This window comes from Aromatoleum aromaticum EbN1, assembly GCF_000025965.1.
Lineage (GTDB): Bacteria > Pseudomonadota > Gammaproteobacteria > Burkholderiales > Rhodocyclaceae > Aromatoleum > Aromatoleum aromaticum.
Map to the genome: position 1 here is coordinate 1,288,944 of NC_006513.1, position 25,666 is coordinate 1,314,609.

The 25,666-nt window shown below is 64.4% G+C and carries 23 protein-coding genes; 7 read left to right on the forward strand and 16 right to left on the reverse strand.

Going from position 1 to position 25,666, the window contains the following annotated elements; translation table 11 throughout:
• Entirely contained in the window at positions 1 to 2,184 is a 2,184-nt protein-coding gene (locus tag EBN1_RS06125; protein WP_011237057.1) for an acetate--CoA ligase family protein, read from the forward strand.
• Between the two features lie 212 nt (positions 2,185 to 2,396).
• Positions 2,397 to 2,894, forward strand: coding sequence for a hypothetical protein (locus EBN1_RS06130; RefSeq protein ID WP_011237058.1), 498 nt, complete (start codon positions 2,397 to 2,399; stop codon positions 2,892 to 2,894).
• Between the two features lie 52 nt (positions 2,895 to 2,946).
• On the opposite strand, the gene EBN1_RS06135 is transcribed toward EBN1_RS06130, so the two are convergent.
• Together EBN1_RS06135 and EBN1_RS06140 are read right to left on the reverse strand one after the other, a co-directional pair.
• Positions 2,947 to 3,807, reverse strand: coding sequence for a Tim44 domain-containing protein (locus EBN1_RS06135; RefSeq protein ID WP_041645898.1), 861 nt, complete (start codon positions 3,805 to 3,807; stop codon positions 2,947 to 2,949).
• Positions 3,808 to 3,883: 76 nt separating this feature from the next.
• Positions 3,884 to 4,189 carry an HPF/RaiA family ribosome-associated protein gene (locus EBN1_RS06140; RefSeq protein ID WP_041645899.1) on the reverse strand — a complete coding sequence of 102 codons (306 nt, stop codon included), beginning with the start codon at positions 4,187 to 4,189 and terminating at the stop codon, positions 3,884 to 3,886.
• A 104-nt stretch (positions 4,190 to 4,293) separates the two neighbouring features.
• Here EBN1_RS06140 and EBN1_RS06145 point away from each other — a divergent pair, with 104 nt between their 5' ends.
• On the forward strand, positions 4,294 to 5,181 hold the full coding sequence (locus tag EBN1_RS06145; RefSeq protein ID WP_011237061.1) for a LysR family transcriptional regulator: 888 nt from the start codon (positions 4,294 to 4,296) through the stop codon (positions 5,179 to 5,181).
• A gap of 245 nt (positions 5,182 to 5,426) precedes the next feature.
• A complete protein-coding gene (locus tag EBN1_RS06150; RefSeq protein WP_041645901.1) occupies positions 5,427 to 5,756 on the forward strand; it encodes a hypothetical protein in 330 nt (109 codons plus the stop codon).
• An 84-nt stretch (positions 5,757 to 5,840) separates the two neighbouring features.
• On the opposite strand, the gene EBN1_RS06155 is transcribed toward EBN1_RS06150, so the two are convergent.
• The 14 genes from EBN1_RS06155 to EBN1_RS06220 all read right to left on the reverse strand — a co-directional run bounded on the left by EBN1_RS06155 (position 5,841) and on the right by EBN1_RS06220 (position 21,618).
• The gene (locus tag EBN1_RS06155; RefSeq protein ID WP_011237063.1) at positions 5,841 to 6,470 is read right to left on the reverse strand and encodes an MlaC/ttg2D family ABC transporter substrate-binding protein; all 630 of its coding nucleotides are present in this window, start codon (positions 6,468 to 6,470) and stop codon (positions 5,841 to 5,843) included.
• Positions 6,471 to 6,529: 59 nt separating this feature from the next.
• Positions 6,530 to 7,327, reverse strand: coding sequence for an MlaA family lipoprotein (locus EBN1_RS06160; RefSeq protein ID WP_011237064.1), 798 nt, complete (start codon positions 7,325 to 7,327; stop codon positions 6,530 to 6,532).
• 472 nt (positions 7,328 to 7,799) lie between these two features.
• On the reverse strand, positions 7,800 to 8,444 hold the full coding sequence (locus EBN1_RS06165; RefSeq protein ID WP_011237066.1) for a PRC-barrel domain-containing protein: 645 nt from the start codon (positions 8,442 to 8,444) through the stop codon (positions 7,800 to 7,802).
• 316 nt (positions 8,445 to 8,760) lie between these two features.
• Entirely contained in the window at positions 8,761 to 9,546 is a 786-nt protein-coding gene (locus EBN1_RS06170; RefSeq protein ID WP_011237068.1) for a TorF family putative porin, read from the reverse strand.
• A gap of 42 nt (positions 9,547 to 9,588) precedes the next feature.
• Positions 9,589 to 10,923 carry a flavin-dependent monooxygenase QhpG gene (gene qhpG / locus EBN1_RS06175; protein ID WP_011237069.1) on the reverse strand — a complete coding sequence of 445 codons (1,335 nt, stop codon included), beginning with the start codon at positions 10,921 to 10,923 and terminating at the stop codon, positions 9,589 to 9,591.
• Positions 10,920 to 13,061 (reverse strand): cytochrome c biogenesis protein CcsA, encoded by a 2,142-nt coding sequence (ccsA, locus tag EBN1_RS06180; protein WP_011237070.1) that lies wholly within the window; start codon positions 13,059 to 13,061, stop codon positions 10,920 to 10,922. Before ccsA ends, qhpG begins: the two co-directional genes overlap by 4 nt.
• Positions 13,054 to 13,701, reverse strand: coding sequence for a subtilisin-like serine protease QhpE (gene qhpE / locus EBN1_RS06185; protein WP_041645904.1), 648 nt, complete (start codon positions 13,699 to 13,701; stop codon positions 13,054 to 13,056). Before qhpE ends, ccsA begins: the two co-directional genes overlap by 8 nt.
• Positions 13,695 to 15,422, reverse strand: a complete 1,728-nt coding sequence (locus tag EBN1_RS06190) for an ABC transporter ATP-binding protein (RefSeq protein WP_011237072.1) — start codon at positions 15,420 to 15,422, stop codon at positions 13,695 to 13,697. The genes qhpE and EBN1_RS06190 overlap by 7 nt, the downstream gene beginning before the upstream one ends.
• A 6-nt stretch (positions 15,423 to 15,428) precedes the next feature.
• Entirely contained in the window at positions 15,429 to 16,538 is a 1,110-nt protein-coding gene (gene peaD, locus EBN1_RS06195; protein ID WP_011237073.1) for a quinohemoprotein amine dehydrogenase subunit beta, read from the reverse strand.
• A 41-nt stretch (positions 16,539 to 16,579) separates the two neighbouring features.
• Positions 16,580 to 16,900 carry a quinohemoprotein amine dehydrogenase subunit gamma gene (gene qhpC / locus EBN1_RS06200; protein WP_011237074.1) on the reverse strand — a complete coding sequence of 107 codons (321 nt, stop codon included), beginning with the start codon at positions 16,898 to 16,900 and terminating at the stop codon, positions 16,580 to 16,582.
• Positions 16,897 to 18,339 (reverse strand): quinohemoprotein amine dehydrogenase maturation protein, encoded by a 1,443-nt coding sequence (gene peaB, locus EBN1_RS06205; RefSeq protein ID WP_011237075.1) that lies wholly within the window; start codon positions 18,337 to 18,339, stop codon positions 16,897 to 16,899. Before peaB ends, qhpC begins: the two co-directional genes overlap by 4 nt.
• 25 nt (positions 18,340 to 18,364) lie before the next feature.
• Positions 18,365 to 19,981, reverse strand: coding sequence for a quinohemoprotein amine dehydrogenase subunit alpha (gene peaA / locus EBN1_RS06210; RefSeq protein WP_011237076.1), 1,617 nt, complete (start codon positions 19,979 to 19,981; stop codon positions 18,365 to 18,367).
• Positions 19,982 to 20,321: 340 nt separating this feature from the next.
• Complete coding sequence (locus tag EBN1_RS06215) at positions 20,322 to 20,516, reverse strand: DUF779 domain-containing protein (protein ID WP_157866588.1); 195 nt, start codon at positions 20,514 to 20,516, stop codon at positions 20,322 to 20,324.
• 73 nt (positions 20,517 to 20,589) lie between these two features.
• The gene (locus EBN1_RS06220; protein ID WP_011237078.1) at positions 20,590 to 21,618 is read right to left on the reverse strand and encodes a helix-turn-helix domain-containing protein; all 1,029 of its coding nucleotides are present in this window, start codon (positions 21,616 to 21,618) and stop codon (positions 20,590 to 20,592) included.
• A gap of 364 nt (positions 21,619 to 21,982) precedes the next feature.
• Between EBN1_RS06220 and EBN1_RS06225 the strand changes: the two genes are divergently transcribed.
• The 3 genes from EBN1_RS06225 (at position 21,983) to adh (ending at position 25,505) form a co-directional block, all read left to right on the forward strand.
• Entirely contained in the window at positions 21,983 to 22,879 is an 897-nt protein-coding gene (locus tag EBN1_RS06225) for a hypothetical protein (protein ID WP_011237079.1), read from the forward strand.
• Positions 22,876 to 23,889 (forward strand): U32 family peptidase, encoded by a 1,014-nt coding sequence (locus EBN1_RS06230; protein WP_011237080.1) that lies wholly within the window; start codon positions 22,876 to 22,878, stop codon positions 23,887 to 23,889. Before EBN1_RS06225 ends, EBN1_RS06230 begins: the two co-directional genes overlap by 4 nt.
• Before the next feature lie 95 nt (positions 23,890 to 23,984).
• The gene (adh, locus tag EBN1_RS06235; RefSeq protein ID WP_011237081.1) at positions 23,985 to 25,505 is read left to right on the forward strand and encodes an aldehyde dehydrogenase; all 1,521 of its coding nucleotides are present in this window, start codon (positions 23,985 to 23,987) and stop codon (positions 25,503 to 25,505) included.
• Positions 25,506 to 25,666 lie beyond the last annotated feature (161 nt).

The window sequence follows — 25,666 nt, forward strand, 5'->3', positions numbered from 1 at the left end:
ATGGAGCTCGCCCCGCCGTTGCCCAGAACCAGCCCGCTGCACGATTTCCTCGCCCCCGGCTCGATCGCGATCATCGGCGCCTCGACCGACCCCACCAAGCGCGGCTACAAGGCGATGGTCGGACTGATCAAGGATGGCTACCCGGGCGCGATCTACCCGATCAACCCGAAAGTGGACAATGTGCTCGGCGTCAGGACCTACGCGACGCTCGACGACATCCCCGGCCCCGTCGACCTCGCGCTGATCTGCACGCCGGCCGCGACGGTGCCGGGCCTCGTCGCCGATTGCGGCCGGAAAGGCGTCAAGGGCGCGGCCATCCTCGCGAGTGGTTTCCGCGAAACCGGGCCGGCCGGCGCGCGGCTCGAACAGCAGGTGCTGGCCGCGGCGCGCGAAGGCGGCGTGCGCCTCATCGGGCCCAACACTTCGGGCATGTTCAACCTGCACAAGAAAGTCAATCTGCTGGCGCTGGCGAACGTCAAGCCGGGCAACATCGGCTTCATCTCGCAGTCCGGCAACATGCTGCTGTCGCTGGTGCTGGAAGCCGAGCACAACGGCCATGTCGGCTTCAGCACCTATGTCGGCCCGGGCAACCAGACCGACATCGGCTTCAACGACTATCTGCGCTACCTCGGCGAGGATCCCGATACCCGGGTCGCAACGTTCTATGTCGAAGGCTTCCGCGACGGCCAGCGCTTCCTGCATAACGCGCGCGAGATCACTGCCGTCAAGCCGGTCGTCGTGTACAAATCCGGCGCGACCGAGCAGGGCAAGAAGGCGGCGAGCTCCCATACCGGCGCGCTCGCCGGCAGCTACGCGATGACAGTCGACCTGCTGCGGCAGGTCGGCGTCAGCGTCGTGCAGCATTCCAACGAGATCCTGCCGGTCGCCGAAGGGCTGGGCCTGTTGCAGCACGCGCCGGGCAAGCGCGTGGCGGTGGTCTCGGACGGCGGCGGCCAGGCGACGATCGCCTCCGACCGCATTATCGAAGCGGGGCTGGAACTTGCAGAACTGGGTGAGGCGACAAAAAAGCGCCTCGGCGCGATCCTGCTGCCGCAGGCTTCGCCGGTGAACCCAGTGGATGTGGCCGGCAGCAGCGACGCCAACCCTGCGCTGCTTGCCGACTGCCTGGCGATCGTCGCCGACGACGACAACGTCGACGCGGTGTTCCTCGTCGGCATGTTCGGGGGCTACCATATCCGTTTCGCCGAGGATCTGCTCGGTGGCGAAATGCGCGGCGCCGAGTCGATGATCGAGCTCGCGCGCCGGATCGACAAGCCGGTCGTCGTGTATAGCCTTTACGCGCCGGTCAAGCCCCCGGCGCTGCGCCGCCTGCACGAAGCCGGACTGCCGGTGTACACGTCGATCGAATACGCGGTGCGCGTCCTCGCGGCGCTCGGCGAGCGCGGCGTGTATCTCCAGGATGCCGCGAACCAGGCGCCGCTGCCGGCAATGATGCCGAACGACGCGACACTGGCGATTTTCGCCGCCGCCCAGGCGGAGGCCCGCAACCTGTTCGAATTCGAAGCCAAGACGCTGTTGCGGGCGCACGGCGTCGACGTGCCCGCCGAAGCGCTGGTCCGCAATGTCGATGAACTCGACGAGGTCGCCGCCCGCTTCGGCGACCGTCCGCTCGTGATGAAAGTCGTGTCGAAGGACATCCTGCACAAGTCCGACGCCGGCGGCGTCAAGCTGAACCTGCATGGCAGGGCGGCATTGCGCGAAGCCTTCGACCAGATCATCGGCTCCTGCCATGCGTACAAGCCCGCTGCCGACATCAAGGGCGTGCTGATCACGCCGATGGCGCGCAAGGGCATCGAAGTCATCATCGGCGTCAGCCGCGACCCGATCTTCGGCCCGGTGCTGATGTTCGGCCTCGGCGGCATATTCGTCGAGATCCTCGAAGACGTCGCTTTCCGCGCGATTCCGCTGTCGCGTTATGCCGCCCGGTCGATGGTCGAGCAGATCAGGGCGCGCAGGATTCTCCAGGGCGCGCGCGGCGAAGCGGCCGTCGACAAGGAAGCGCTGGTCGACCTGCTGCTGAAAGTGTCGAGCATCGTCGCCGCGTATCCGCAGCTCGCCGAGCTCGATCTCAACCCGGTGATCCTCTACGAGGACGGGTATGCGATCGTCGACGCGCGCGTGATCGTCAATCAGACCGTGCTGAACCCGAAGGACGAGGCCTGAAGACGCTGGCGGCTTTCACGGTGGTGCGGCGCTGCCCCGGAACCCCTCGTCATGACGAGGATCGTCGCCAAATCGCGAACCGGGCTTGGCATTGCCGCGCAAGCCCTTACACTCCCATCCTCCGAAACGGCCCCGCCCATCTCACTGCCGGCCTGTTCGCTCCCTGTACACGTTCGGCGCGCTGCGCCGGGCAGTTTTTCAAAGGTTATTCGATGCACCCCGTCCACGATGTTGATGCGCTTCTCCTGCTCGCCCTGGCCCTGTCTTCGAAACGACGGCCGGCCGAACTCGCCGAAGTCATGGCCGCAGCCGAGCTGATCCAGGACTCGATTCCTTCCGAAACGAAACTGGGCGACGCTTTTCACCGCCTCTCGACACACGGCCTGATCGATGAGGTGGACGGCCGCTTCACTCTGACGCCGGACGGGCAGAAGATCGTGGCCGGCCAGCCGAGGAAAGCCGAGACGGCGGAACGCATCTTCAGCGTGCGGGAAAAGCTCTCGGCGTACGAGCCCGCCGAGAAACACACTCCGATCGTGCTCACCGAGGAGCAACTGGCGCAAGCGATCCTCGCGCACCGCAGCGCCGGCCAGGGCGCAGGCAAGAACATGCTGGTGCCGAAACCCAAGACCGCGGACGACGACAAGCGACCGGACAAGCGCCCCGGTCAGTGGCGCCGTCCTTTCGCGTCGCGCAAACGCAAGGCTTGAACAGTTTCGGGTTGCCGGACCTGCAAAGGGAGCTTTGCCTGCCCGAGTCGCGTCAATGCGACTGTTGAATGCCGGCGACAATCCAGCCGCGGCTGCCGTCGCGGGCTTTCGCGAGATGCCACCGCTCGTCGAACTCGACCGGCGCCGCCCCTGTTTCTTCGCGGATCAGGCCGTGAAAACGCACGCTGACGAGGTGACGCTGCGCCTCCTCGGCATAGCCGACGACCTCCGCCTGCAGATCGACCACTTCGGTACGCTGGACAACGTCGCCGCGTTCCTGGATCTGCATTTGCAGTTCCGCGAACATTTCCGGCGTGACGAACTCACGCAGGTCGTCGAGGTTGCGCGCGTCGTTCGCCGCCTGCAAGCGCACGAAGTTGAGCTTCGCCTGGCGCACGAAGGCCTCCGCATCGAATCCTGCCGGAAGCATGCCGGCACTGGAAGGCGCAGCCGCAGCGGGTGCCGCAGCGGGTGCCGAAGCCTGGGCCTGCATCGCGACCGTGCCGCCGCCCGCCCCGGCTCCGGCGTACTGCATCGCCGGCGCTGTCGAGCGTTTGCGCATCACGAAGCGGAAGACGGCGAAGGCGGCCATCGCCAGCAACGCGATCATCAGGATGTTCGCAAGTCCTTCGCCCATGCCCAGGTGCGAAGCGAGCGCCGCGAGACCGAGGCCTGCGGCAAGGCCGGCCAGCGGACCCATCCAGCTGTTCTTTTTCGCAGCCTGCCCCGTCGCGGCAGCGGCATTCGGAGCCGTGTCGGCGCTACGCGCCATCGGCGCGGTCGGAGGCTGCGCCGTCGCATCCCGCTGGGTGCCGAACGATTTCCCGCTGCCGAGACGTTTAGCCTCCGCGTCGGGCAGCGCCAGGCCCATGCTCAGCACGAGGGCGAAAAAGGTGAGGAAAATGCGCTTCATGTAGCAGGAACTCCTGTGGCTTGAATTCGGGAAAACTGCAGGGCGCAATCCGCCTTCACGGCATATCGGTCACCCGTCACGCAGCGTACGTGCGCCGGTATTGCCGCTCGAGCCGTCGCGCCGCGCTTTTCAACGCCTCGTCGATCGACTGCAGCCAGTCGCGCGCGATCGCGCTGACCACGACATCCTGCGTGCCGACCACTTTCAGCCTGACCTCGCAGCGCTTGTCCGGGCTTCCGGCGTCCCGCTCCAGATCGGACAGGCGCACCGTCGCATGGGGAACGAGCCATGACAGGCGGCGCAGCGCAAAGCGCAGACGAGCCTCGATCGCGTTCCTGAACCGCATGCCGGCAGCGCGGCCGGATTGGACTTGCACTTCCATCTCAATCCTCCTGTTGGGTGATGACCGGGCAACGATAGTTCACATCGAACTTCCTTTGAAGCTTAATTTGACGTAGTTTTACTTCGTAAAAAAGGAAGTCAACAATGTATCCCATCAACTTTCGCCATCTCTACTATTTCTGGGTCGCTTCGAAGGAAGGCGGGATCGCGCGCGCTGCGGAGCGCCTCGACATGGCCATCCAGACCGTCAGCACGCAAGTGAGAGAGCTCGAGCATTCGCTCGGCCATACCCTTTTCCGCTCGGCGGGCCGCGGCATCGAGCTGACCGAAGCCGGCACGACCGCCGTGCGTTACGCCGAGCAGATTTTCCAGCTCGCCGAAGCGCTGCCGGCGGCGGTGCGGGAAGCGGCTGCGGAACCGGGCGTGCGGCTCAACGTCGGCATCGCGGACAGCCTGCCCAAGCTCGCCGTGCGGCACCTGCTGCAGCCGGCGGTACAGACTCCCGGCCTGCGGCTGCTGTGCCACGAAAGCAGCTTCGACGACCTGCTGGCCGACCTCGCGCGCCACCGACTCGACGTCGTGCTCGCCGACCGCCCCGCGCCGACGAATCCGAACCTCAGGGTGTTCAGCCATCGCCTCGGAAAAGCTTCGCTCGCGTGGTATGCCCCCGCGACGCTGCTCGACGGTCGCGAAGGCGATTTTCCGGCCTGCCTTGCGCATTTGCCGCTGCTGCTGCCGACGACACACTCCGCGGTCCGGGCGCGACTCGACGACTGGCTCGCGCGGCATGGAATCCGCCCGCGGATTGTCGGGGAATTCGAGGACAGCGCGCTCCTCGCCACGTTCGGCGAAAGCGGCCTGGGTGCTTTCGCAGCCCCCGAATGGTCGTTCGACGACTTGCCCCGGGCGCGCGGACTCACGCTGCTCGGGCGCTGTCCCGAGGTCGTCGAACATTTCTATGCAATCCTCGCGCACCGCAAGGTCGAACACCCGGTGGTGCGCAAACTGCTGCTTCCCGCGGAGCCGTCCTGACCTTCGCTCCCTGAGACGTTCGCTTCGAATTCCGCGTTGAATTATTCCGCGTTGAATTCGCAGCTTCGCTGTGCCGGATCGGACTTCCGCACTTTCGCCTGCATCGCGTCGGGGACGCACATCAAGTTCGCCGACGCGGCGCTGCCGCCGGACCGGCGAAACCGGTCCGGCGGCAGCTGCAGGTACTGCTGTCGCGTTCAGGTGTTGCCGCGACTAGAACCACCCTGTCCCTGACCGGGCTGCCTGTGGGTGCCCTGGCTTTGCTCTTCCTGCCTTTGGCCACCCTGACCGCCTTGACCCTGACCGGGCTGCTTCTGCGTACCCTGGCTTTGCTCCTGCTGCCTTTGACCGCCCTGACCGCCTTGGCCCTGACCGGGCTGCTTCTGCGTACCCTGGCTTTGCTCCTGTTGCCTTTGGCCGCCCTGACCGCCCTGACCGCCTTGGCCCTGACCGGGCTGCTGCTTCTGGATGTCCTGCTGTTGCTGCTCGCTCTGGTTCTGACCACGCTGGTTCTTCTGTTCCATGATTTTCTCCATGTACAGGGGCGACGGGAACGTCGCCTGTCGAACTGGTAGCAATGCACGGGCCCGGGGATGCCGATGTCTCCTCACTGCCGCCGCCCATCGGGAACTGCTCGGCGTTCCGGGCCCGAGCTGCTGTCACGACTGCCCCGGCCCTGGCGCGAACTCCTGGCCCTTGGCCTCGAGCGAGCGGATCAGGCCATCGATCCCGCCGAGGCGTATCTGCTGCGAGAACGTCCCGCGATAATTCGTCACGAGACTGACCCCGGTGACGACGATGTCGAAAATCTTCCATCCGTCGGCGCGCTGCTCGAGGACGTAGTCGACGGTCACCGGCTGACCGCCCGGCTGGCGGATCTCGGTCTGGACCTTGACGATCTTGTCCGACGGATTCATGCGCACCGGGCGAACCTGGACGGTCTGGTCGCGATACTGCGTCAGCGCATTCGAATAGGTCCGCACCAGCATGTTGTAGAACGCGTCCATCAGCCGCTTCTGCTGCTCGGGCGACGCATCGCGCCAGTCGCGCCCCACTGCCAGCATCGTCATTCGCCGAAAGTTGAAGTGCGGCAGTACCACTTGTTCGACGAGTCCCACGACCTGCGTCGTTTCGCCCGCGCGCAGCGAGTCGTTGGTGTGGAGGATTTCCAGCACCTCGCCCGAGAGTTTGTCGATCAGTTGGTCGGGAGCGGGCCCACCTGCCGACACACCGCTCGGCAGGAACGAGAGAACCGAGATATACAGTAGGGCAAAGAAAGTCGATTTCATGTTGATCACCTCATCGTGAGCAGGTCCGGGAGCAAAATCGCTCTGGACATGCGGGTCAATCAGAGACGCCCGGCAGCCGAGCGCTCGTCACTTGCGGGTTGCGTCGCGGCAGGCACGAGCAATGCCTCCTCGTCGGGTTCGAAATCCTCGTATTCCATCGGCGGGTTGCCGTCGTGCACCTTGGCGCGGCGCTGCTGCAGATGGAAATTGCGGGTAAAGGTGTATTTATCCAGCGTGCCTTCGTCGAGCGTCTTCTCGAATCCGAGCAGGCGCGCGCGCTTGTCGGCAATGCGCAGGCCGGCCAGCGAGTTGCGCGTCGGAACGTGGGCCATCCGCCACACCGGGTCGCTTGCGCCGTCGAGCGGCAGCGCCGCCGCGTCGCGCAATGTGCTCGGGCCGAAAAACGGCACGACGAAATACGGCCCTTCGCCCACTCCCCATACGGCGAGCGTCTGGCCGAAATCCTCATCGTTCTTCTGCAATTCCAGCTCGGACGCGACGTCCAGCAGTCCGAAAATCCCGAACGTCGAGTTCACGAGGAAACGTGCCCAGTCGGACAAGCCGGCACCGACCTTGCCCTGGAGAAGGTTGTTGAAACCGATCCAGATATCGCCGAGATTGCCGAAGAAATTGCCCACGCCGGTCTGCACCGGGCGAGGCGCGAACGTGTCATAGACGGTCGCGAGCGGCCTTGCCACCGCCTTGTCGACCCGCTCGTTGAAGCTGAACACCGCCTGGTTGTAACGCTCGAGCGGATCCTCCGGGTTGCGCGGCACACTCGCACATCCGCCTGCGACCAGAAGCGCACAGGCGATGAGCAGCGCAAATGCCCGGGACCGCGATTGGAATGCTCTCATGCTGATCTCTTCTTGTTCCGTTCGTCACTTGAAAGGCGAAGCTGCCGGGTTTCTTACAGCCAGATACATGCCAGAACGTACAAGCCGTTGATTAGCAATATATTGCTTCGTAAAACCAGAAAATGCACGATAGTGCACAGATGACGCGAACGTTCAGTTCTGAACGTCAAGCGTTCAGTGTTGAACGTTCAGTCCTGACGGTCTGGAGTTCGCGGAGGTGTACGGGGACAGGAGTCGCTACGCGGCGATCGGAAGCTGTGTTGCCCTGTCGACCGCCCGGAAAAACGCACAGCTGAAGTGAAAAATCTGCCTTGTGGCTCCCCGCCTCCCACATGCCCTCGGCAGCTGCTGCGCAAAAACGGCGGCCGGGGAAAAGCCCGGGCCGCCGTTCGCGAAAGTCATGGCTCGGATTCGAGAGCAAGCCGGCGTCGATCTGCACCGGCTGCCTGAGCCCGGATCTCGTTGCCTGCGCTTAACGAATCGTCTCCCGATCGGTCGGAGCGGAGTCCTGTCCACGAGTCGCATCCGGAGTCGACGGGCTGCGCATGGTATCGCTGGCGCCCGGCGTGGTGGTCGTCGGCGAGGACGGTGTCACGCTGCGGGACTTCGACTCGTCCGTTTCGAACGCGGAAAACTCGCTGATCGGGCGATCTGTCGGTTCGAGCTCGACATACTGCTCAGACTCGTATTCGGGCCGCGCCTTCAGCTCATCCTCGGTGGCGCTGATGTGCAGCTTCCCGTCCCGATAACTCAGTTGATCGAGCGGCACCGCGACTTCCTTGTCGCCCATCCCCATCACGCCGCCGGCAGAGATCACTACCTGGATGTTCCGCTCGTCACGGCTGCGCACCACTTCCTTCACGGAGCCGATCTCTTTGCCGGTCTGGCTGACAACATCCTTGCCTTCCAGCTCACGCGGCGTCATGTTTTGAAGCTGGCTGGCCGCGGCGGTACTTCCGGTCCCGGCTGCCGTACCTGTCGTGCTCGACTGGTTCATCTGCTGCGACGTGTCCGATTCGGAGGATTTGTAAGTTTTATCCCCTTCCGCCCATACGGGCGAGGCGACGAATACGGCAATCGCGCTGGCTATCAGCGACTTGCGATAGATCGGGTTCATGGCACTCTCCTCTGTCAAGGTTCTTGATCCGACCGGTCCACCCTGCGCAGGTTACGAAGGGGCTCGGAGCCGGTCCGAGGTGAGCGTTGCAAAAACCGCTCCCGCCCTTCGCCCTGCAGCGAGGTTTTTCGCCTCAGCCGGCTCCTGAAAATGCTCCGGTTCGCCGCCCGGAAGCCGCTCAACAGCCAGGGGCCGCACTGGCACGCGCGTGCCGGCGGCGGCTTGAGAATTCCGTTTCGTACCGTCGCAGCAATGGCGATCGCGCATTGACTGCGCATCGACGGAGCCAGGGAGGAAACGGGATGCGGGGTTCCAGTCAGAATGTACGCTTCAGATGAACGAGCCACTTGCTCGCGCCGGTGTCTTCGCACCTGCGGTTGCCATCACACAGCGTGTAGAGCTCGGTGTCGGCGTCGGTGTCTATCCAGGCGAGGCCGATTTGCCAGCCTCCGTCGAAGTCCCTGGTGACACCCGCTTTCCAGTCGGTGAAGCTGTAATCGCCATAGTTGCGCACATGCTGGCGGCCGACGTGCGCGAGCGCCGTCCAGCCCGGCAGGAACTCGTAGGCGAGGTTGCCTTCGATGTAATGGGATCCGTCGGAGTCGCCCCGCCCCAGGCTGAAGGATTTGTCGTTGAAGCCGAAGTAGTCGGTCAACGCTCGCGAGTACTTCAGGTTCACGAATTTCCACGTCACGCCGGCGTAGGCTTCGAGAGTGTTGTACTTCTCGTTCGTGCCATTGATCTCGCCGCCCGGGAAGATGAACTGCAGAAGGCCGACATCGAAGGTGAAATCCCCGATCGCTTTCGCATATCCGCCGTATACGTCGATCTCGCCTACTGCATTGTTGAGCGCGGTGTCGCTCACGTTCGTTCCCCAGACACCGGCATACAGCCCGCTCTCGTGTGCGAGGTCGAAACCACCCTGCACGGCCGGTTTTTCCTGCGTGTAGGAAATACCCCGGAAGACGTACTGCGAAAAAAGGCCGACGTTCGCGCTGACCGTGTAGGGCGAGGCTGGTGTCTGCTCTGCCTGGGCACCGAGCGACGTGGCGAGCAGACCTGTAAGCAGGATACCCATTGCATTGCGCTTGATGGATTTCACGTTCTTGTAGCTCCTCTTGCCTTGGTAAGTGAGTGCGTCGGTTCAATATCCCGCGCAGGAAGCCAGCTGCCTCGCCTGCAGCCATTGCAGGGCGCGGCGAACCGACTCGGGACGAGCGTTCAGTTGCCCGCAGAAATTCGTCGGATCCACCGATGGGACGGCCCGAACGAGGTCGTCGAGCCGCCCGAGGTCGACGCCGTCGATAAAGCGCACTCCCCGCGGATACTCCTCACTGACGACCGCGCGACGCTCGACGATGAAGCCATCCTCGACCACCGGGCACATGACAAAGGCCGGTGCGCGGAAGACAGGAGTCCGTGCGGATTCTTGAACGGACGCTCCCGTGGTCCGCCAGAACGCCGCGTCCGGCCACCGGGTTTCGCTGCGGTAATGCAGGCGCGCCGCCTCGACGCGAGACGCAAACACCGTTCTTGCCCGCCCTTTGAAGTACCGGGTGGCCAGGGCCGCGGCTGCCGAACGATTCAGCAGCGTGTTGATCACCGGTGCAGCGGCCAGCGCGCCCGAGGCCGCTTCGAAGACCCCATGCCCGGATAGTGGATCGCAGCTGTAGGCGGAATCTCCGACCCGCAGGAAGTCGCCGGTCGCGATGCCTCCGCGCAGCGTCGGCTGTATGCCACGAGCCAGAACAGGGCCGACCGGCTCGAGTTTCGAGCCGAACCTCCGTTTCAGCCGATACAGGTGGTCGAGGCAAGCGGTGTGCGTCGATTCCGGATCGCCGCCGTGCCTGCTTACCGCCTCGGGCAGGATGACGGTCTGGATGTGCGCGTGTCCCGAACTATCGACCGCCCCCCAGGCCCAGCCCAGAGGGAAGGACTCGACGAAGGTTGTGTGGGGCTGGACCGTCGCCCCGGCGAACGTCCGTCCGAGCGATACCAGGATGCCTTCGACGCATTCGTCCGGCGCCGTCTTCGGCGCCGTCCGGCCGCGGCACTCCGCGATCAAGGAGGCGTCGATGCTCCGCACGCGACCGCACGAATCTTCCCAATGGACGCGCCACGCGCCCTCACCCATGCGCTCGACGCCGCGCACCAGCCCCTCCCGTACTGTTGCGCCGGCCGCACGCACATCGCCGAGCAGAGCCTTGTCGAAGGCGACCCGGTCGACCACGAACTCACCATTCATCTCCGTTTCGGTGCCGTTCCACGCCGAGACCCGCAACCAGCGCGGCCCGAGGAGCGACAACGCGCTGGAGCCTCCGAACTGCTTCAGGGCCTCGACGACGCGTTGCGACAGCCCTTCGGTCGCGGATCGCTGGCGCGGCCGGCCGATCAGCACCGCAGACAGGCCTTGGCGCACGAGCGAAAGTGCGAGGAGGGAGGCAGACGGTCCGGCCCCCAGGATCAGCACGGGAGTCATGAATGCTCCTTGGGCCGGCGCAGCGCGAGCCAGAGAGCTCCCGCCGAGGTCAGCAGGAGCCCCATCCAGAGAAGGGATGCGAAAGGGAATACGCGCAGGACCACGACCACCTGCGAGGCCTGCGGCCCGCCTTCGAGCGCGGCCACCGCGGCCGAAGGGGAGACCCAGAGCTGGACATCGCGCTCCCAGCCGCGATCGATGAATGGATCGAGGACATAGCCCGGCGTGTTCGCATAGCGCGCGTAGCGGTAGTCGAGGATCTCGCAGATCTGGCGCACCGGCCCGGCGTAGCCTTCGACGGCGCGGCGCCCGTCGCGATACAGCGTCTCCCCGTTCAGCACCTGGTGCGAGGGGGTCCGGAGCTCGACCTGCGCAAGGGCCCGGAAACCGGCCTCGCCGTTCGTCCGTCCTCCGTCGGCGGAATGATCGACGGCAAGCGACGTCACGCGAAACGCATAGCCGTGGTGGTCGCGCTGCCAGGTTTCGGCGACGTCGATGACGTGTTGCGAGTAGCCATTGAGGGCGGTCGAAAGCAGCGCGCCCCACAGGCTCATCATTGCGCCAAGATGCACCATGCCCAGCGACAGTACATAGCCTTTCGCCGAGGTCTTGCACGCAGTGCGGATACTCCAGACGGCGGTGCCCAGAGCCAGATACGCGCCTGCGGCAAGGCTGGCGTCGATGCGCGGCAAAACGGCGATGATCTGCTGCGAAAGAACGCCCTTCCCGGAGTATTCGCGGACGAGCACGCCGCCTTCGAACCATATGCCGGCGCAGGCAACGGACGCGAGCGCCAACGACATCCACGCGAGCCGGGCAGACACACGCCGCAGGAAGAACCACCCGCCGAGAAGCCCGACGACGATGAGCGGAAACAGCAAAGCCTGGGCCAGCGCATAGCCATCGACATCCCACTGGGCGAAGGCTGAGCGCAGGTATGGCAACTCGGAGCCGCGCGCCCAGTTCGTCAGCGTCGAGAAAAAGGGTCTCAGCTCGTCCGGCCGCGGCAACTCCTTCGCACTTGCAGCGAAGGCCCACGCAAGGTGTGCGGCCGCGAATACTCCCACGATGACGAACGCAACCTGCGTGGCACGCAGTGCCCCTGTCGACAGGCCGAGCGGCGACTGCGACCCGACGGCCGCTGCACGGCGCAATCCGCGCACCCAGGTTGCGCCGATCGTCAGCACGAGAAGGCCGGCGAGCGAGAAGTACACGAAAGACGACGTTGCGCCGACGTAGCGATGCGAACTGGCGAGCGCATCGTGTCGCGTGACTCCCATCGCCACCAAGGTCAGCGCCGCCGCGAGTGCGGCCGCGAGCGGCGTCCAGCGCCACATCGGGCGGCCCGCGCGCCAGCCGGAGAGACCATGCAAGTGGGCGCCGAGGAGACACCAGACTGCGAACACGGCGGTCTGCACCGGATCCCAATGCCACACCTGGCCATACATCGCATCCTCGAACGCCCACACCATGCCGAATCCGATGCCGGCCGTCAGCAGTGCCCAAGCGCGGCGCGCACGTATCAACGCGTCGTCGGGCCAGCGTGCAAGGTCTCCCGCAAGCGCTGCCAGCGCCGGCGACGCGAGAGACAGTGTCCAGGCATAGGCCGCCAGCACCAACGGAGCGTGGGCAAGCATCCACACTTTCATCAGGTGCGCATTCATGCCCTGGTAAGCCGCTCGCTCCAGCCACTCCGGCGGGGTCGCTGCAAACGGCGACAAGGTCGCCGCAGCGAGCGCGAGCGCCCCGGCAAGAAACGCGGTGACGTCAAAACGCAGCGGGGCCGACGAAGAACGGGCAGCGAGGCTTGCACCGAAGGCTGCCAGCAGCAGCGTAGTGCCCTCGTCGCCTCCCCACAGGTTGGAGAGCTTCAGGAAAATCGGCAGTTCGGCTCCGCTGTAGAGCCATACATAGCGGACATCGAAGCGGTCGGCGAGCATCAGCACCGCAAGTGTCAGGATCGACCCCCAAAGCGCCGCAGCGCCGACCCGGCACAGGCGCAGCCGGTATCGTGCCGAAGCACCGGCGACAAGCACGGATAGGGCCGCGAGGCCGATCACGACATCGCCAAGCCCTGAAAACAGCACGCCCGCCAAGGCTGCCAGGATGACGGCGACCCAGCTCGTGCGCTCAGGCATGGCGCCGCTCCGGTCCGACATAGGCTGCCCGGCGCTGCAACTCGGTCCGCACATCGTCGGCCTCGGAACCTGCTTCCAACAGCCCGGCGAGCAGACCGCTCATCCGACCGGCTGCCATGCTCGCGCCGCCCGCGCGATCAGGCCGCTGCGGATCGCAGAACGGATGCGTCCCGAAATCGGCGGAACTGGTCGCGAGCCAGGACACTTCCCCGGGCGCGCAGCGCGCGTCGCCGCTCACTGCGAGGCACTCCTCCAGCGCGGCCGGAAACGCGACACCTCCGCGAGCCGGAGCCGAAGCGACCAGGACGACACCGGTTCGCGCCGCAGCGCGACAGGCATTCGCGAGGCGGGTGCTCGGGCTCGCCGTCCCGAAACTCATGTTGATGATCTGCACCCCTTGGTCGACGAGCCAGTGCATGCCCTCGACAACTGCATCGATGGACGCCTCGCGAGTTCGCCCGAAGACCTGCGCAACCACCAATTCTGCGGAACTGCAGTGCTGCAGAATGCAGCTCGCTATCTGGCCGCCGTGCCCGATCGAGTCGCCCGCAGCAGTCAGCACACGTGTCGCCACGACCGCTGCCGCAGGTGCACCGCCGACACCGCTGTCGATCAGGCCAACGCGCACGCGCTTCAGCATGAGCCCACCGTCTGGAAATCGATGACGAGGTCGAACGCATCGCATGCCAGTTCCCGATGGCTGACCACGATTCGCATTGCGCCCGGCAGTAGTGCGCCGCTTGCGTGCAGAAAGCGCTGCTCGAGGTCTGCGTCGAGCGAAGACGTCCCCTCGTCGATGACGAGCACTGCCGGCTTCAGCAGCAGTGCGCGCGCAAGGGCGACGCGTTGTTTCTCGCCGCCCGACAAGGCCGCCCCTCGAGCGCCGACTTGAGCGTCGAGACCATCGGGCAGGCGTCGAACGAAATCGAGGACTCCCGCAGCGAGCGCCACCCGCTCCATGTCCTCCTGTGTGGCGTCCGGGCAGGCATAACGGATGTTCTCCACGATCGATCCGGCAAAGAGCACCGGCTCCTGCGCGACAACGACCACATGTCGACGCAGCACGGAAATATCGACGTCGCAAAGATCGATCCCCCCGATCGAGATCGAACCGGATTCGGGATCGAAATGCCGGTGCAAAAGGTCGATGAATGTGGACTTCCCGCTGCCCGACGCACCACGGAACCACACCTTTGCGCCGGCCGGGATCGTGAAGTTCAAGCCCGACAACACTTCGCGCTGCGAGTCCGGATAGGAGAACACCAGGTCACGCACGACGAGCTCACCGGCGGGCAGCTTCTCCGCGTTCCCGGACATTGCAGCAACGGCCGGGCGCAGGCAGCGTATTTCCTCGACGCGGCCGAGTCCCACCTTCACGCGTTGCCACTGCAGGTAAAGACCCATCAGCCCGTGCAGGGGCGCGCTTGCCCTTTGAACGTAGGTCGCGAACGCAACCAGGGTCCCCAGCGTCAAGGCGTCTCCGCCTATCATCGCCAGGCTACCGCCGACGAAGATGCCGATCACGGCCAGTGACAACACGAGATTCGGAAACGCGCCGCCGAAATATCCGAACACCTGCAATGCAAGCATCCGGCCGCGCACCTCGTCGTGCAGGCCTTGCAGCCGTTCGAGCTCGCGCGCTTCGGCCATGTGCGTCTGGATGCAGCGTACCGCGGCGAGCTTTTCGACCAGGAAGCTCGACACGTCCACCCCGGCGTCACGCGCTCTGAGCGAAAGGCTTTCGATGCGGGGCTTCACCCATGACAGCACGACGCTGTTGACTGCGATGAGCACCGCGAGGAACAGCGCAAGGCGGGGACTGAGCAGGCCGAGCAAGGCCACGGTGCCGATCAGTGTGAGCGTCGAGTTGATCGCGGAGAGAACGGCGTCCACGGCGAAGCGCTGCACCTCGCCCAGATCACCTTCGAGTCTTGCGAGAAGATCGCCTTGGCGGGTTCGCGAAAAGAACATCGGCGAAAGGCTGAGTACATGCGCGAACAGGGATTCGCGCATGCGGTGCAGCATTCGTGCCGAAGCCGCAACGTGAATGCGGCGACAGCCGAAACCAATGGCCAGAGCGGTCAGCGCCAACCCCACCATCAATGCGCCAATCTCCAGGACCCCCGCACGGTCACGCGCGAGGATTCCGTCGTCGATCAGCGCCTTGGTGAGGTAAGGCTGGCCCAGACCGGCCGCGACGGCCAGCAATGAGAGCAGAAGCACTGCCGCGAACGCAGGCAGTTCAGGACGGATGAATTTCCATAGCCAACGGTACAGCGCACTGAGGCGCTCCCGCTCTCCCTGAGCGGTCAGCCCGGAAGTTGGCGTCGCGCCGGCAACCCGAAGTGCTTCTGCGCTCATATCGGATCAACGAGAAACGATGCGCAGGGAGGTCAGGACCTGGTCGCCGCCACCCGGGGTCCGGATGTTGCCGATGCGCTTGAGCGATTTGCTGTCATAGACGGCGATGTCGCCCTGCGTCCCGCCGATGTAAAGCTCGGAACCGTCGCTCGACACGTTCACGTTGTAGTAGGTGTGATCGAGATCGACCCGGTCCATCTTGCCGGTGTTCATGTCCGTCCGCGTCAGCTGCGTATAGACCGTGTACACCTCGTTGCGCCGGACCGGATTGACGGCTGACGAGAACAGCACGACCGACGCGTTCTCGAACTCCTTGTAGGTGACCGTGTCATTTTCGAGGTCGAGCGCCCAGATGCCGGCACGCAGCGCTGCGGGATCGCCGGCCGGCTTGTCGGTGCTCGCGACGTAGAAGGGGGTGGCGAAGACGTTCGTCTGCTCCCACTGCGGCCAGATCGCCAGCGTGTCGGGCTCACCGCGATCGGGGCGCTGCCAACTGCGCCACGGGTGGGTGCCCTTGACTGCCCCCGTCTGCGGATCGAGCTTCAGCATGTCCCAGCTGAACGCGTACAGCGTGTCGCCCTTGCCGGAATACGCGAGAGTCGATACCCGGCGCGGCGTCGGCAACTTCCGCACCGGCTTCGCGTCGGTGCCGGCGTCGGTGCGATAGACGGCGATGTACGGGTCGAGCGCCTTGTATTCGCCGGGGAGCAGCTGCGTGGGGTTCACGAAGACCGCGAGCTCCTTGCCGTCCGGGCTCAGATCCATCGCATAGGGGGCCTTGCCGCGGATGTCGCCTCCCGACAACTCGGCGCGGAACATCTCCTTGCCGGACTCGAGGTCGATGCCGGACACCGTTTCCCAGCGGTTATGGATGACATAGGCAACCTTGCCGTCCCTGGACGGGACGAGGGTGATCGGGCTGTTGCCCATCGATGTGTTCGGAATCTTGTGCGTCGCGACGACCTTGCGTTCCTTGGCGTCCGCGACGAACACCAGGTTGGGTCGCGCTGCGGTGACCAGGTAATCCTTGGTGGCAAGGGCGCCGGCCGAATACAGCGCGAGTGATGCCGCGATGGCGCTTGCGGCGCCGACAGCGGTCAATTTCTTCAATGTCATGATCTGATGTCTCCTCCGGTTCTTCGTTATGGCTCGGCGCGTCATTTCGGAAACACGCTTTGCAGCGCCTGCCAGTCGCGTGCCGCATCGTCGCGACCGGTACTCCAATCCGGGTAGTTGTGCAGGGTGTCCGGCACCTGCGCGGGCCACCAACACGGATCTGAACATCCATACAGATCGGCCTCCATCGGCTGACAAAGGCCGGCAACACCGAGGAAGGGATCCAGTTCCCAGCCGGGGTCGAACGTCGTTGCACATCCGGCGACGGCGGCGGACATTGCAACGACTTTTTCGACGGCCTCTTCACTCGGGGCGGTTTCGATCTGGTGGGCCTTGCGGTTGAGCGGCTTGATGCGGTTCATAGTTCAGAGCTCCGGTTGGCGACGTGGCGATGAAGGAATGCAGGGTTCTTTTCCAGGATTTCGAGATACGCTTCGATCCCGAAATCGACCCATTCCCTCAGCAGTTCGCAGTAGTGATAGACGGGCGAATGCGGGTCACTGAAATTGGCGTAGGACTCGTGGTAGCAGCCGCCCGAACAGAGGTTGCGGATGCGGCAGGTCGAACATCCGCGCTCGGAACGATCCAGCGCATGCTCGAGGAATGCGCCGAGCTCCGCCTTTGCGATGCCGGAGGCGACGTTGCCGAAAGTCGGCAATTCGGAGCCGGTGAAGCGGTGGCACAGGTTCAGTTCCCCTTTGTGATCGACAGCGAGCAGTCCCACGCCCGCCCCGCACGGCAACGCCTTGCGGCGTCCCTCGTAGAGGTCGCTGAGCAGCTGGTGCATGTTCGAAAAACCGATGTTCTCGCCGGCGATGGCGGCCTCGACGTACGTCCGTCCCAGCGCCTTCATCGACTCGAACACCCCGCGCAGTTCGTCCCCCACGAGGTTGAACGTGGTGACCGGATTGCTCGTGACCGGCGCAAAACCGACTTCAGCGAATCCGATTTCGTCCTTCAGGTGGTGATGAATCAGCGCGACATCGGAGTAGCCTGCTGTCAGCGTGACCCGCGCACCCACCGGACGCGACGTGTAACGCGACAGCAGCATCCGGGTCTTGGCCGCGACGACCTCGTAGGTGCCCTTTCCGCCGATCGTCTTGCGTCGCTTGTCATGGATTGCCTGCGGACCGTCCATGCTGATCGAGATGCCGAAGCGGTGCTCGTTGAAGTAGTCGACGATCTCCTCGGTGAGCAGCGTGGCGTTCGTCGTCAGGGAGAGATCGAGCCCTTTGCCCTCCTCCCGGCAACGCTGCTCGGCGTATGCGGTGACGGCACGGATGACCGGCATGTTCGTCAGCGGCTCCCCGCCGAAGAACACGACATTCACGCGGTCACGCTTCGCTCCCTCGCGCAACAGCAGCTCGACGCCCTGCTTCGCGGTTTCCAGGCTCAGCTTGTCGCCCTTCGACGGCGTGGTCAGGTCCTCCTTGTAGCAATACGTGCAGCTCAGATTGCAGCCGGTATTCACGTTCAGCACGATCGTGCTGAGCGGGAACTCGGTGACACTGATGCCCGGTCCGTGGTCAGGCACCGCGGGATCACTCCGCAACACACCAAGCGACTTGAGATCCTCGACGGCGTCGGCGACCAGCTCGGGCGACTCCCGCTCGAGGAAGCGCTGCTGCAGCTCCTCGAAACTCACCGTCGAGCGCGGCCGTACGAAGTCCAGGACTTCACGCGTCACCTCGTCGAGATCGAAAATTCCCGTGCTCGGCACGTGCAGCAGGACGCGACGCCCCTTCACCGCAAGGTCGTGGAACGAATGCGTATCCACGTAAAGCAAGTTGGCTTCAGACATGGCTTTCTCCTTCGATGCCTCGGTTTCAACGGATCGGAGGATCGTTGAAGCGCTGCACGGTCACGATCAACGGGGCCGATGCCTTCACCGTGCGGTTGCCGTCCTTGACGGCGGCAATGACCTTGAGCTCGCCGGCGTTGTTGGTCTTGTACTTGCGCTCGGGATTGGGGCCGGCGGCGTTGGGAACGAAAAGCCCGTTCTCCTCGATCCGTCCCGCGTACTTCGTGTCCTGCATCTGCGCGGCAACCTCGTGAAGGTTGTCGACCGACCAGGTCGCCGGAACCACACCCAGTTGAACATCGTCGGCGTTGCCCGACTTGCCATCAGGACCTGCGGCAAAAGCAATCGCCTCCAGTTGTACCGGCACCTTTGGAATCGGTCCGCCGCCACCGCCAACACGCGCCATCGGGTGTTCGGGCGTGATCTTCACGTAGTCGATCTGCTGGTAGATCTTCAGCGCATCGCCCGTCCCGGCCGAGCCGACCTTGACTGCACGCGATCCGCTCGCAGCGTCCTTCGCCACCTCCACTTCGACGACGACCCGGTCGGCTGACCGTTCGAGCACTTTCGCGACCTTCACGCCGTTGCCGAGATCGACCTCGCCATCGAGCCCGACACCATTGATTGCGATGCGGGCACGGCTACCGGCGCGCAGCATCTGCGGTTGCACCGACAGCACCGAAGGCTTCGCCCCCTTGTCGGCCCGCACCGCCCGCATCGTTCCACCGATCGAATCGTTGTTCGCCTCGAACCACCGGCCACTGAGCTCGTTTCCGCCCGCCCCCAAGCTCATGACGTGATTGACTTCGCGATCGCCCTGCTTGACGGAGGCGCGCCATTCGTGGCCCGTATAGACGATCGCCGTACCCTTGGCCGTGTCGGAAGTGCCGTTCTCGTAGCGCATTACCATGTCCACGGAGTAGCGGTCGTCACCGGTTCGGGCGATCGTCGCTGTCCCCTCGTAGGCACCCATGCCTGGGCGGTGGCCGACCAGGCGCCACGTCCCGCTCGCGTCGGCAGGCTTCTGCGCTTTCCATTGCGTCCAACTGGCCGAGTCAAAGCCGTATTGCTCCGCCAGCGCCTTCACCGTGTCCCCGGTGGCGATGTCGAACCAGTTGCGGTCGCGTCCGCCAGCCTGGATCTCGATCGCGGGGAACTGACCGACGTGGAAGTGCACGAGCTTGCGCCAATCGTCTTCCGTGCGTCGCTGTACTGCGATGCGGCCGTAGGAATGGCAACGGGCACAGGTGTCGCCGACCAGCTTGTTTTCGGGATGTTCGACGACGCTCGGCGTGCGGTCGACGATGTATCGGTGCGCGGCCGTCTCGTCCGGCGCGAGGCCGTACGTATTCGCGAGATACTTGACGATCGCGCCGCGCTCGTCGTCGGTGAGTTTCACGCCGTGCGCATAGGACATCCGCGCTACCGTCATGTCCCACCCCTCCGGGGTGCGCCGGCTGTCGCTGATCCGATCCCACTTGCCTTCGCCGCTCGCGGTGTGACACGCGGCGCACTTGCTATTGACGAGCGCCTCGCCCGATGCCGTCGCTAGTGCGGCGCCTGAAACGAGCGGCGCCACAACCCCGACGAGCGCGAGCAATGCGCGACGGGGCGACTTCTTGATGGCTGCATTTCTTCCCATTGGGTACCTCCTCCGAGAGTTGCTGTGGGTGCGGCCCCCTGCAGCAAGACGCATTCGGCTCGCACGACGGGACGTTTCTGGTGGATCCGTCGTCAGGCAACTTTAGGAGCGCGAGCGGTACTGGAGTTATCGCGAATCGGCCACAATCGGCCCTGGAACTATCAAGAATCGGCCACTCGTGAGACGGACCGGGCATATCCGCTTTCCCAGGACAATGGGGAGCGGCGCAGCGGTCGCCTCACGTATGCAGACGCCGATTCATGCGAATGGAAAATGGATCACGAGGCGAGCAGCGCCAGTTCTTCGTCGATGAACAGGCGGCGCGAATGCGTCAGGAAGGTCAGCCTCTCGGCCCCTCGAGCGACAACCTGCCATCGTGGCGTTCGACGACGTCGATGACGAGAGGCGTGCGCTGCCGGGACTCGTATTGCGCCCGGCCCATGCAGAAACGGCTTCCGGCGATGTCCCGGGTGAGGATGCCCGAGGAGCCGGCGGGGACTTCGGCGCGGGTAGCAGCCGGGCTCGCTGCGGTCACACCCAGCCGCGGCCGAACTGGTGGAACATCATCGGCCGTGCTTTGCAACAGGCACCGCGCCCGTCGTCAATCGTCAGTGATGTGAGTGGGACTCTGCACGCGTTGCCGAAGAGACTTTCCGCATCGTTGTCGAAGGAGTCTCGCCGAACAGCGATTTGTAGTACGACGAAAACATCCCCATGTGCCAGAAGCCCCATTTGCAGGCAATGCTGCTGACGGAATCGGTGGGGCCGGCGCGGAGCAGTTCCTTGCGGACACCGTGAAGTCTGACGTATCGGAGAAAGGTCGCGACGTTGATGCCGAGGACGTTCACGAAGGCATGGTGCAATCCGCGCCGACTCATCTTCAGGTAGGAGCTCAACTCTGCAACGGTCGGCGGGTTCTCCCTGTTGACAACGATATAGCTTCGGGCACGCTCGACGATTGCGCGCTGGACGGCGTGAGTAGTGCGTGGTGATTCGTTCAGCGGGGACTTGGCCTGCAGGGCGTTCCGCGAAGCACTCATCACGGTTTCAGCGACGCTCTTTGCCGACGCCTGATGCTCGAAAATCTCCGGCGTCGCGGCTACCGAAGCGAGCACTGTACCGAGCGTCACCCGATAGGACTGGGCAACGTCGGCCGGCAGGCCCGCGGCGTTTGACGGTGCGATCAGGCGCGATACGTCGACACCCGCCGTGTCGCGCACGAAGGCGTCGAACGCAGTGCAGTCGATCACGGTGACGAGGATGGTCGACTCGCGCGGCGTCCGGAAGTGAAGTTCTTCGTTCGGCCGCAAGGTGATCAACGAGTCACGCTCGAGATGCCGACCCTGCCAGTATCCGTTTTCGGTCACGCTGACTGGCACCCCGACGGTGTAACTGTTGCAGCGAGGGTTCGCCTTCTCATCGACGCACTGGTAGATCGTTTCCTTGAAGACCTGGATCGGTCCGACCGAGATTTCGACTATTTCTCCCGAAAACGCTCCTTTGGAGAGTTGAAGGTAATCCTGTGACCAGTCGCGAAGGCTTGCCGCATGCTGGCAAGGATCGTCGGTGGAGATGATGGAAATCCGTTCGTTTCGCCTGCGCGGCGTGTCCCGGTCCTGAGTCAGGCCAGAGCTCATTGTAGTTTTGTCTCCTGTTGTGCTGCCGCATGAAGGCGGCCTCCACATGGCTCCGATCGGGACAAGCTGAGGGGGCTCGACCGGATGCCCGGAAAGGGGGTGGTTACACCACCAGCTGTCTATAGCTTAGGAAGTACGCCGGGGTGGAACAAGAGTTTGCAGCGGAGCGACGAGCGGTTGGGCCGATTCTTGATAGCCCTACGACGAACGTGGCCGTTTCACGATACCTCCTGTTTTTGCCGGCACTTAGCATTCTCCCCACAGCTTCGCTCGGCGTCCCGCGGCACAGCCGCCGGGCCACCTGAATCGCCGATCGAACGATGCGCTGATCGGGGCGGCGTCGATAGGCAAAACTGGAGGAGTCATGTGCGTGCAAGGAAGACACATCGCAGAGCCGGAGTGCGCGCCTGCCGTCGGGCAACCCGAGAGGGCCGTCACGTTTGCCAGCCCCGCGTCGTTAGTCGGTGGAAAAGGCCCTGACCTCTGGCTGAAGACGCTGGGGGATCGGAAGCTCGCCGATTGGCTTGCCGCTTATACGCCGACTCACGTTTATCTCGGCAGCGAATTCTGCGAACACCTGATTCCGACCCCTGTCGCCCTGCGCAAAGGGGTGGCGATTGCACGCGACCTCGGGTGCATGGTTTCACTGCTTGCGCCGATTGCGGCCCCGAAGGATCTTCGGACCCTTGGCAATCTCCTGCCGTCGCTTCCCGATGAGTCGGAAGTGATTGTGAGCGACTGGGGGACCGCTTACTTCGTCAGGGAACGTTTTCCCGGCCTGCGCCTGATTGCCGGCCGGGTCCTTTGTCGCATGCAGAGGGATCCTCGGATTCCCGCAGCGCATTCCGCCCTGGCAGCTTCCTTCGATCCCAGGCCCTTGGGGGCGATGCTTGCGCGCCTCGGCTTCGTGCGCATGGAGCTCGATGTGCCGCTCACCGACCCGCACGCTGCGTTTTCGTCGCTGCCGCTGCCGGCCAGTGTCCATGTGCCTTTCAGCTGTGTGGCGAAAGGGCGGATGTGCCGAATCGGCTCGACTGCGATGAGAGGGGCGGAACGATTTGCCGTGGGGAGCCGGTGCCGGAAGGAATGTCTGCGGGTGAGCGCGAAGCTTGAGCGGCCGGGCGCAGGCGACCAGCGCGAGGTCTATCAGCTGGGCAATTCGATCATCAGCAGGATATCGGACGCGATGCTTGCGGCAGTCATGAATGCGGTCGAGTCCGGAGCCGTTTCGCGACTCGTCATTCCGGGGGATGCACCATGAGAATCGTGGCGCCGATATCGAGAGTCGAAGAGGTGGCGCTCCTCGCGCGCGAAGGGGCGCACGAGCTCTACTGCGGATTCGTGCCGGAGGAGTGGGTGGGACAATTCCAGGTGCCGGATGCGAACCGTCGCCCCTCTGGAAATCTCCGCACTCCGGCCGAACTCGCTGCGGCGATAGGCTTGGCCCATGAGAATGGCTGCTCCCTTTCCCTCGTGCTCAACGCCCAGGTTTATACGGACGACCAGTTGGACGCAGCCATCGAGATCGCCTGGCTCTTTGTCGGGCTCGGAGGCGACGCCCTGATCATATCGGACCTCGGATTGATCGGCGTGCTCTCGCAATATCTGCCGCTGGGGAAGATTCACGTCAGTTCGGTCGCGACCTGCCGCAACGGCAGCGCGGCACAGCTCTGCAGGGAGCTTGGCGCCTCCCGACTGATCCTGCCGCGCGATGTCACGATCAGCGAGGCCTGCGAGATCGCCGCAGAGGTGCCCGATCTGGAGATCGAGGCATTCATCCTCAATGACGCCTGCGTGTTCGAGGAGGGGGCATGCAGCACCGTTCATCTTCCCCAAACCTTGGGCGGCCCGATTTGTCTCGATCGCTACGTGAGCGAATACCGGCCGCGGGGCATACGGGAGCTGTCGGCACCGCTGCTCGAGAGCCTTCAGGAGAATGATCGCGAATACCGGCAGTGGCTTTGGTATCGGTTCTCGTGCGGATTCAGGACGAACGAGCAGGGCATGCCATTCGGTCCGTGCGGCCTATGTGCGCTGTCAGGCTTCCTCAAGGGCGGGATTGCGGCCGTGAAGATTGCCGGCAGGGAAGCGCCGACCGCCCGAAAGATCGCCAGCGTCCGGATGGTGAAGGCCGTCCTGGACCGTGTCGAGGCTGGAGAGGACGGGGAGAAATTGATGGGCTTTGCACAGGAACTGCGCCCGTCGGTGGAGCACTGCAGAAAAGGGTACATGTGCTATTACCCCGAGGTGCTCCGAGAGCGGGGTTCCTGAGCTGCCCACAAGAATCAGGTCGGCATCGCTTGCGGGATGACCGGTCGCTCAACTGGACGATTCGTCCAATCACCGCTGCAACAGGAGACAAAGCAATGCTATACGAATTGCCCGGCCAGCCCGCGGCGAAAGTCCGGTTCAAGAGTCGCTACGACAACTTCATCGGTGGCAAATGGGTCGCGCCGGTACGCGGCGAGTACTTCGACAACGTCACGCCGATCACCGGCAAACCGTTCTGCCAGGTTGCCCGCTCAACCGAGGAAGACATCACGCTCGCGCTCGACGCCGCCCACGCCGCCGCCGACAGATGGGGCCGCACGTCCGCCGCCGACCGCGCGAACCTCCTGCTGAAGATCGCCGACCGCCTCGAAGGCAACCTCGAGCTGCTCGCTTACGCCGAGACCGTCGATAATGGCAAGGCGATCCGCGAGACGCTGAACGCCGACATCCCGCTGACAATCGACCATTTCCGCTACTTCGCCGGCTGCCTGCGCGCCCAGGAAGGCAGCATCAGCGAGATCGACGAGCACACCGTCGCGTACCATTTCCACGAACCGCTCGGCGTCGTCGGCCAGATCATTCCGTGGAATTTTCCGATCCTGATGGCCGCCTGGAAGCTCGCGCCGGCGATCGGCGCCGGCAACTGCGTCGTGCTCAAGCCCGCCGAATCGACCCCGGTCAGCATCCTGGTGCTGGTCGAGCTGATCGCGGACCTCTTGCCGCCGGGCGTGCTCAATGTCGTCAATGGCTTCGGTCGCGAAGCCGGCATGCCGTTGGCGACCAGCAAGCGCATCGCCAAGATCGCTTTCACCGGTTCGACCGCGACCGGCCGCGTGATCGCCCAGGCCGCCGCGACGAACCTCATCCCGGCGACACTGGAACTCGGCGGCAAGTCGCCCAACATCTTCTTCTCGGACATCGCCGCGGCCGACGACGCGTTCTTCGACAAGGCCGTCGAAGGCATGGTGCTGTTCGCGTTCAACCAGGGCGAAGTGTGCACGTGCCCGTCGCGCGCATTGATCCAGGAGTCGATCTACGACCGGTTCATGGAACGCGTGCTCGCGCGCGTGCGGGCGATCAGGCAGGGCAGCCCGCTCGACACCGACTGCATGATGGGCGCGCAGGCGTCGGCCGAGCAGATGAACAAGATCCTGTCGTACATGGACGTGGGCCGCGAGGAAGGCGCGCAGCTCCTGATCGGCGGCGAGCGGGCGCACTTGGGCGGCGAGCTGGCCGAAGGCTTCTACGTCCAGCCGACGCTGTTCCGCGGCCACAACAAGATGCGCATCTTCCAGGAAGAGATCTTCGGGCCGGTGCTCGCTGTGACGACGTTCAAGGACGAAGCCGAAGCGCTCGAAATCGCGAATGACACGCCTTACGGCCTCGGTGCCGGCGTCTGGTCGCGCGACGGTAGCGTCGCCTACCGCATGGGCCGCGCGATCAAGGCCGGGCGGGTGTGGACGAACTGCTACCACGCCTACCCGGCGCACGCGACTTTCGGCGGCTACAAGGAATCGGGCATCGGTCGCGAAACCCACAAGATGATGCTCGACCACTACCAGCAGACCAAGAACCTGCTCGTCAGCTACAGCCCCAACGCGCTCGGGTTCTTCTGATCACAGAAGCCGAGGTCGGACTCGGTTGCTTCCGGCGTAACGCCGACCGGGTGCGCGGTCCCGGGTCCGGCGTCGCTCCGGTATCTTCTCTCGCTCTCATCCGCTCACCGCGGAAGAGTTTCACGGACGGCCTTGGCCGTCCGTTTTTTCACCGCGTGGCT